The organism is Streptomyces alkaliphilus (assembly GCF_014141535.1).
Taxonomy (GTDB): domain Bacteria; phylum Actinomycetota; class Actinomycetes; order Streptomycetales; family Streptomycetaceae; genus Streptomyces; species Streptomyces alkaliphilus.
This window is the reverse complement of sequence record NZ_VKHT01001067.1, coordinates 1-1,635: the sequence shown is the minus strand read 5'-3', so window position 1 is coordinate 1,635 and position 1,635 is coordinate 1. Positions and strand designations below refer to the sequence as shown.

Below are 1,635 nucleotides of genomic sequence, written 5' to 3'. Positions count from 1 at the left end.
CCCGGGTACCGCGCCGTTCCCCTCACCGGTGGACTCGTACGATGGACGGCATGAGTGATTCCCGCGCCGCCGGCCGCCGTGTCCTGCTCGCCGCCCCCCGTGGCTACTGCGCGGGGGTGGACCGTGCCGTCGTCGCCGTGGAGCAGGCGCTGGAGCAGTACGGCGCCCCGATCTACGTCCGGCACGAGATCGTGCACAACAAGTACGTCGTCCGCACCCTGGAGAAGAAGGGCGCGATCTTCGTCGAGGAGACCTCCGAGGTCCCCGAGGGCGAGATCGTCATCTTCTCCGCCCACGGCGTCGCGCCCGAGGTCCACCGTGAGGCCGAGCGCGGCAAACTCGCCACCGTCGACGCCACCTGCCCCCTGGTCACCAAGGTGCACAAGGAGGCCGTGCGCTTCGCCCGCGAGGACTACGACATCCTCCTCATCGGCCACGAGGGCCACGAGGAGGTCATCGGCACCACCGGTGAGGCCCCCGACCACATCCAGCTCGTGGACGGTCCGAAGGACGTGGGGAACGTCGAGGTCCGCGACCCGGAGAAGGTCGTCTGGCTCTCCCAGACCACCCTCTCGGTCGACGAGACCATGGAGACCGTCGACGCGCTGAAGAACCGCTTCCCGCAACTGATCAGCCCGCCCAGCGACGACATCTGCTACGCCACCCAGAACCGCCAGACCGCCATCAAGGAGATCGCCGACCGCTCCGATCTGGTGCTGGTCGTCGGGTCGAAGAACTCCTCCAACTCCGCCCGGATGGTCGAGGTCGCCCTCGGCGCCGGCGCCGGTGCCGCGCACCTGGTGGACAACGCCTCCGAGATCGACGAGAGCTGGCTCGAGGGCGTGGGGACCGTGGGTCTGTCCTCCGGTGCCTCGGTGCCCGAGGTGCTGGTCGAGGGCGTCATGGAGTGGCTGGCCGAGCGCGGTTTCGACGACGTGGAGGTCGTCCAGCCGGTCAGCGAGCACATCCGCTTCTCGCTGCCCAAGGAACTGCGCCGCGACCTGCGGGCCGAGGCGAAGGCCAGGCTGGAGGCCTGACGCGACCGGGGCCCCGGGAGCGGTCCGCGACACCGACGGGCGCGGGGCCGCGTCCGGGCCCCCGAGCCGTTCCGGTGTCCTCCCGGCCGCTTCCCGCCGGATGTCAAGCGTCCCCCGCCCGGCGCGGGCCGGCCGGTGTCGGGTGCGACACGGGGGATGCCCTCCCCGGTTCGGCGCCGCCGGTGAGCACCCGGTACCGGGCCGTCGCCGTCAGCGTCGGGCCGCCGCCCGGCGCCGGCGCAGCGCCCGACCGGCGCCCCGCGCCAGGACGATCGCCCCCGCCAGCAGCGTCCCCCCGAACAGCCAGGGCGCGCCGAGCGCCAGGGCGGTCACCAGATCGTCGAACCCCTCGGCCGCGACGGCTCCCAGACCGAAGGCGATCGGCACGGCCACCGGCGCGCAGATCAGATCGGCCGGTCGCACCATCACGGCCACCGTCAGACAGGCCAGCAGGAAGACGGCGCCGTGCAGGACCGGCACCCCGCCGGCCAGACGGCTCAGCCAACCGGTGACGATCATCGCCGCGCCGGCGAGGACACCACAGCCCAGCCCGGTCAGGACGGGGCGGGGGAGACGAACGGCACGGACGGTGCGGGTG

The 1,635-nt window shown here is 72.8% G+C and carries 2 protein-coding genes; one reads left to right on the top strand and one right to left on the bottom strand.

Annotation, left to right across the window (positions count from 1 at the left end; all coding sequences use genetic code 11):
- Window positions 1–50: 50 nt before the first annotated feature.
- A complete protein-coding gene (locus tag FNQ90_RS22425; protein ID WP_143622838.1) occupies window positions 51–1,037 on the top strand; it encodes a 4-hydroxy-3-methylbut-2-enyl diphosphate reductase in 987 nt (328 codons plus the stop codon).
- A gap of 210 nt (window positions 1,038–1,247) precedes the next feature.
- Here FNQ90_RS22425 and FNQ90_RS22420 read toward each other — a convergent pair.
- Window positions 1,248–1,635: DUF6542 domain-containing protein (locus FNQ90_RS22420; protein WP_182608008.1), on the bottom strand; the 388-nt coding region annotated here is incomplete at its 5' end.